Source organism: Kitasatospora sp. NPDC058218 (assembly GCF_042882445.1).
In the GTDB taxonomy this organism is placed as follows: Bacteria; Actinomycetota; Actinomycetes; order Streptomycetales; family Streptomycetaceae; genus Kitasatospora.
This window is the reverse complement of sequence record NZ_JBHVWC010000074.1, coordinates 1-5,039: the sequence shown is the minus strand read 5'-3', so window position 1 is coordinate 5,039 and position 5,039 is coordinate 1. Positions and strand designations below refer to the sequence as shown.

Annotated in this window: 5 protein-coding genes; 3 read left to right on the top strand and 2 right to left on the bottom strand. The window is 73.6% G+C overall.

Translation table 11 applies throughout. The features are described from left to right. Positions 1–67 precede the first annotated feature (67 nt). Positions 68–559 carry a peptidylprolyl isomerase gene (locus ACFVYI_RS35735; protein WP_387893350.1) on the bottom strand — a complete coding sequence of 164 codons (492 nt, stop codon included), beginning with the start codon at positions 557–559 and terminating at the stop codon, positions 68–70. 361 nt (positions 560–920) lie between these two features. Between ACFVYI_RS35735 and ACFVYI_RS35730 the strand changes: the two genes are divergently transcribed. Together ACFVYI_RS35730 and ACFVYI_RS35725 are read left to right on the top strand one after the other, a co-directional pair. After that, entirely contained in the window at positions 921–2,135 is a 1,215-nt protein-coding gene (locus ACFVYI_RS35730) for a cytochrome P450 (RefSeq protein ID WP_387893348.1), read from the top strand. Between the two features lie 126 nt (positions 2,136–2,261). Further along, complete coding sequence (locus ACFVYI_RS35725) at positions 2,262–3,956, top strand: hypothetical protein (protein ID WP_387893346.1); 1,695 nt, start codon at positions 2,262–2,264, stop codon at positions 3,954–3,956. 105 nt (positions 3,957–4,061) lie between these two features. Here the strand turns inward: ACFVYI_RS35725 and ACFVYI_RS35720 are convergent, their stop codons facing one another. Next, positions 4,062–4,220: an RICIN domain-containing protein gene (locus ACFVYI_RS35720; protein ID WP_387893344.1), complete on the bottom strand. Its 159-nt coding sequence runs from the start codon at positions 4,218–4,220 to the stop codon at positions 4,062–4,064. A 221-nt stretch (positions 4,221–4,441) separates the two neighbouring features. On the opposite strand from ACFVYI_RS35720, the gene ACFVYI_RS35715 reads away from it, so the two are divergent. Next, positions 4,442–4,870, top strand: a complete 429-nt coding sequence (locus tag ACFVYI_RS35715) for a peptidase inhibitor family I36 protein (RefSeq protein ID WP_387893342.1) — start codon at positions 4,442–4,444, stop codon at positions 4,868–4,870. Positions 4,871–5,039: the final 169 nt, after the last annotated feature.

The following is a 5,039-nucleotide window of genomic DNA, read 5'->3' as shown; positions in this document are numbered from 1 at the left end:
GGGGCTCCCCTCCGGCCGCCCCCCCCCCCCCCCCGCGCCGGCCGCCCGGCCCCGGCCCGCGGCCGGATCAGGCCGAAGCGGCCACCACCTCGGCGGACTTGATGACGATCTGCTCCCGGGGCACGTCCTGCGCCCCGGTCGGGACCTGCGCGATCAGGTCCACGACCTCGTGCCCCTCCACGACCTGGCCGAAGACCGCGTAGCCCCAGCCGTCCTGGCCCGGGTAGTCGAGGAAGCCGTTGTCGACCGTGTTGATGTAGAACTGCGCGCTGGCCGAGTGCGGGTCGGAGGTCCGGGCCATCGCCACGCTGTACTTGACGTTCTTCAGCCCGTTGCGCGCCTCGTTCTCCACCCGGCGCGCAGCGGGCTTGATGCGCATGCTGGTGTCGACGCCGCCGCACTGGATCATGAAGCCGCTGATGACCCGGTGGAACACCGTCTCCGCGTAGTGCCCCTCGTCGAGGTAGGTCAGGAAGTTCGCGACCGACTTCGGCGCCCTGGCCTCGTCAAGGGAAAGGACGATGTCGCCCATCGTCGTCGAAAGGCGGACGTTGGTCATGACTTCTCCACTCGGCTACGTATTCATTCCGTTCGTCAGCACGGCGCGGAAGGCGCGTCCCGGTTCGTGGGCACCGTGTGCGGGCCACACATCCGGGACGGAGCTCCGGCCCCGCTGAGCGACGCCAGTCTCTCACAGCGTCATGGTCACCACCCTGGCAAAGGCCTACTTGACAGCTCCGCACGGCAGTTGACCTGGCGTCCGGTCGGGCGATGACGGTCCGTCAAGCGGTGTCGACGTGCGGTTCGCCGTGGTGTGCGGTGCGCCGAGCCACCCTAGTGGGGAGGAGTCCCCGTTTCCTGGTACGGTCCGACCATGAAACGGGGACTACTGCCCGTTTATCCGCTGGGAGGGAACTGCCATGAGCGCTCCGACACTTCAGGATCTGGCCCCCGAAGGCCTGGACGTCACCGTCGACCCGTACCCCGTCTACGCCGCGCTGCGCGCGCAGGGGTCGGTGCACCGCATCCTCGTCCCCGAGTCCGGCGAGGCATGGCTGATCGTGGCCCGCGACGAGGCCCGTGCCGCCCTCACCGATCCCCGGCTGCGCAACGACATCCGCCACTCCTCCTCGTGGACGGACGACGGCGGCCACGCCATCGGCCTCAACATGCTCCAGACCGACGCGCCCCAGCACACCCGCCTGCGGGCGCTCGTCGCCCGCGAGTTCACCCCCGGGCGGATCGCGGCGCTGGCCCCCCGGATCGAGAAGCTCGCCGACCACCTGCTCGACGGCCTGCTCGACACGGTGGCCGGCGCCGGGTCCGCCGATCTCGTGAGCGCGTTCGCGCTGCCGCTGCCCCTGACCGTCATCTGCGACCTGCTCGGGGTGCCGTCGGCCGACCACGGCGACTTCCACCACTGGTCCGGCGAGATCGTGGCGCCCACCTCGGCAGAGGCGGCCGGTGCCGCGGTCGCCGGCATGACCGCCTACTTCGCCGCCCTCATCGAGGACAAGCGGGCCGATCCCGGCAACGACCTGCTCAGCGCCCTCGTCGTCGCCGCAGGGTCCGGTGGCGAGGGGCCGGCGCCGCTGTCGGCCGAGGAACTCCTCGGCATGGCCTTCCTGTTGCTCGTCGCGGGTCACGAAACGACGGTCAACCTCATCTCGGGCGGTGTGCTCGCGCTGCTCACCCACCCCGACCAGCTCGCCGCCCTGAGGGCCGACCCGGGCCTCGTCGACGGCGCGATCGAGGAGATGCTCCGGTACGACGGGCCGGTCGGCGCCGCCGCCTTCCGTTTCGCGGCCGAGGCCGTGGAGATCGGCGGCACCCGTATCGCGGCCGGCGACTCCGTCCTCGTCTCGCTCGCCGCCGCGTCCCGGGACCCACGCCACTTCCCCGACCCCGACCGGTTCGACGTCCGGCGCAAGCCGGCCGGTCAGCTCGGCTTCGGCCATGGCATCCACCACTGCCTCGGTGCCCCGCTCGCCCGTACCGAGGCCGCGGCCGCCGTGCGCGCCCTCCTCGCACGCTGCCCCGGCCTCGCCCTGGCCGCCGACCCGGCCGACCTCGAACGCCGCCCGAGCGTCATGCTCAGGGGTGTGCGCAGCCTGCCGGTGCGAATCGCCGGGTGACGGCCACGGGCCGAGACCTGATGATCCGTCATGGCCACCTGGTGGCAAGGGCCGTGCTCGCCTTCGGCGGCCAGGTGCGGCGAACCGGAGGCGTACCGGCGCACCGGGCGGGGGAGACTCGCGGGTATGCGCGGGGTGGGGGAGCGGGGAGCGGTCCGGGCGGTCGTCCGCTGGGCGGGGCATCCGGGGACGTTGGGCGCGGTGCTGGTGCTGCTGTTCAACGACCACGTGGGCAAGCGGGTCTGGCCGGGCGCGGTCACCGGGAAGGTCAGCGACCTGGCGTGGATGCTGGTCTCGCCGGTGGTCCTGGCGCTGGTGTCGACCCCGTTGCTGCGGCTGCGCGGTGACTGGCCGGCGATCGTGGGGCTGTCGGGCACGGCGGTGATGTTCGCCGTGGCGAAGTCCGGCCCTTCGGGTGGCGAGCTCGCCTCCGCGGTCTGGTCGTGGAGCGGCGTGCCGAGCCGGATCCAGGGGGACCGGAGCGACCTGGTGGCGCTGCCCGCGCTCGGGATCGCGTGGTGGCTGTGGACGCGGGCGCGCGTGACCCGGCGAGCGTGGCAGTGGGCGGCGCTGGCCGGGGTGCCGCTGGCCGGGGTGCCGCTGGCCGTGGTCGCGATGGTGGCCACGTCGGCGATCGAACCGTGGGGCTCGCAACTGTGGAGCAAGGGGGCGCGGCCGGTCCTGGACACCCCGGCCGGCCGGTGGATCTCGCAGGACGGCGGGACGACCTGGACTCCGTCCGGGCGCGACCGCTCCGAGTGGCACAGCCCGCGCGACAGCCGACCCCAGGACGGTCACTGCGTGCCGGCCGACTCCCAGCGCTGCTTCCGGCTGCTCGACTCCACCGCACCCGTCGAGGTCAGCGAGGACGGCGGCCTGACCTGGCGGACGGCCTTCGACCCCGGTCCGCGGTGGCGCCGACTGCCGGACCCGACCCCGAGCCCGCCCACGCCCCCTCCGCCGGCGGACGCGGACGGCTCGGAGACCGATCCGGGCGTGATCGCCGCGGAGCCGGCCGTGCCTCCCGTGCCCGGCCCACCGTCACCCGCGTCCCCGTTCGGGTCCCCGACCCCGTCCCCGCCCGGGACCGCAGCTCCGGCTCCGACCCCGGCCCGGGCCGTTGACCTGTACCCCGCCGAACTGATCGTCGTCATCGCCCCGGAGGGGTGGGCCGTGCTGGCCCACTACCCCCCTCGCGGGCTGGTGCGCGGCACCCCCGACGGCACCTGGTCGTTCCAGGACTACCCCGTCCGCCAGGTCGTCGCAGCCGAGAAGCCCCGCCCCCGATCCTGGGCCCTGGGCCTGCCCGTCGCGGTGACCGCCGGTTTCGCGGGAGTGCTGGCGGCCGCCGCCGCCCGGCTGCTGTGCACCGCCCCGGCCGCCGGGCGCGGGCGGGAGCTCCTGCACCTGGTGCTCCGTCAGGGGATCTGCCTGCTGTGGGTACGGCTCGCGGCCTGGCTCTGCAGCGGCGAGCTGCTGTGGAAGGTGCCCGGGGTGCTGCCCGCGAGCGTGCTGACGCTGGGACTGCTTCCGATGCTGTGGTTCCTGCGGCACGGCCCGCGGCCGGCCGGACGCTCGGTGATGGTGCTGTCCGCTCTCGGGGTCGGGTCCGCCGCGGTGGCGCTGGTGCCCTACCTCCAGTGGGCGGCGGGCCGGGTGGCGGCCTGGTCGCAGGCCTCGGAGCAGGTCTTCCTGTGGGCTCTGGCCGCCACCGCCGTCGGCGCGGCCGTGGGCGCCACCGGGCGGCGACGGCCCGGCCGCCCGCACACGCCGCTGCCCGGCCCGGGCCCGACCGGAGCGGCCGAGCAGGCCGGGACCTGACCGAAGCGGCGGCACCGCTTGGCCTCCTCCGGCTCGACCGCCGCGACCGACCCGAGGTGGTGGGAAGCGACCGCCGACACGATCGACCGAGCTGCGCCCGGGCCGCTACCGGCGCGGGCCGTAGTCCCAGTAGTGGTCCGGGTAGTCTCCGCACGGGTACTGCATCAAGGGAGCCTGCGGGGCGGTGCTGCCGTAGGAGACGGCCAGGCACTGCTGACTGTTGCCGTTGACGAAGCGGATGCCGCGCGGCCACTTCTCGATCAAGCCGGCCACACCGTGGAGTCGCCACCGGGTCTGCGGACGACGTGGGGGGAGCCGCTTCGGCCGCACCGTGAACAGCGCGGCGCCGTGGGTGAGACGGGCGCCGACGGTCGGACGTAGCGGTGGAACCGTTCGGCAAGGGCCAAGGGCCTCTCGCGAATCGTCCGGAGTGCTACGGGTGGAAAGCACGGCAGACCGCAAGATCGACAAGAAAGAGGAATCACATGCGCAGTCAATTCGCCCTGGCCGCGGCCGGCGCGGTCCTGATGATCGCGTCCGCGGCCGGCACCGCCTCGGCCCAGGCGGCCGTCGGTGAGGGGAGCGGCGGTCCTGCCGTGATCCAGCCGATCGCCGTCAGCAGCGATTCCCCGGCGACGGTGTGGGACAACTGTCTCCACGGCCAGGTGTGCCTGTTCTCGGACACCAACGGCGGTGGCCAGCTCTGGGTGGTGCCCAGCGCCGGCTCCTTCAAGCTCGCCAACTACGGCATGGACAACAGGACAAGCGCCTTCTGGAACCGGAGTGGCGGCACCCTGAGCCTGTACGACGGCTCCGGCTGCACCGGATACCTGATCGGTGGCGGCCCCTACGGCCCGCCGGTGAACGTCCCGCGGGGAGCCAACGACAAGGCGAGGTCGATCACCCTCTACTGAGCGGTCGCCCTGCGCCGGTGGCACGAGCCGGTCGAACGACCCGTGTCACGGCGCGGCACCCATGGTAGGGACGGCCGGGCCCCGCGAATCGCGAGGGGGCCGGCCGCCCCGGGGGCGGCCCGCGCGTCGCCCGACCGGGGGGGTATAAACAAAAGACGCGGCCGACCAC

Bases quoted from the DNA above. Each gene is read 5' to 3' on its own strand.
- ACFVYI_RS35735 (WP_387893350.1), bottom strand. From the start codon at position 559: ATGACCAACGTCCGCCTTTCGACGACGATGGGCGACATCGTCCTTTCC.
- ACFVYI_RS35730 (WP_387893348.1), top strand. From the start codon at position 921: ATGAGCGCTCCGACACTTCAGGATCTGGCCCCCGAAGGCCTGGACGTC.
- ACFVYI_RS35725 (WP_387893346.1), top strand. From the start codon at position 2,262: ATGCGCGGGGTGGGGGAGCGGGGAGCGGTCCGGGCGGTCGTCCGCTGG.
- ACFVYI_RS35715 (WP_387893342.1), top strand. From the start codon at position 4,442: ATGCGCAGTCAATTCGCCCTGGCCGCGGCCGGCGCGGTCCTGATGATC.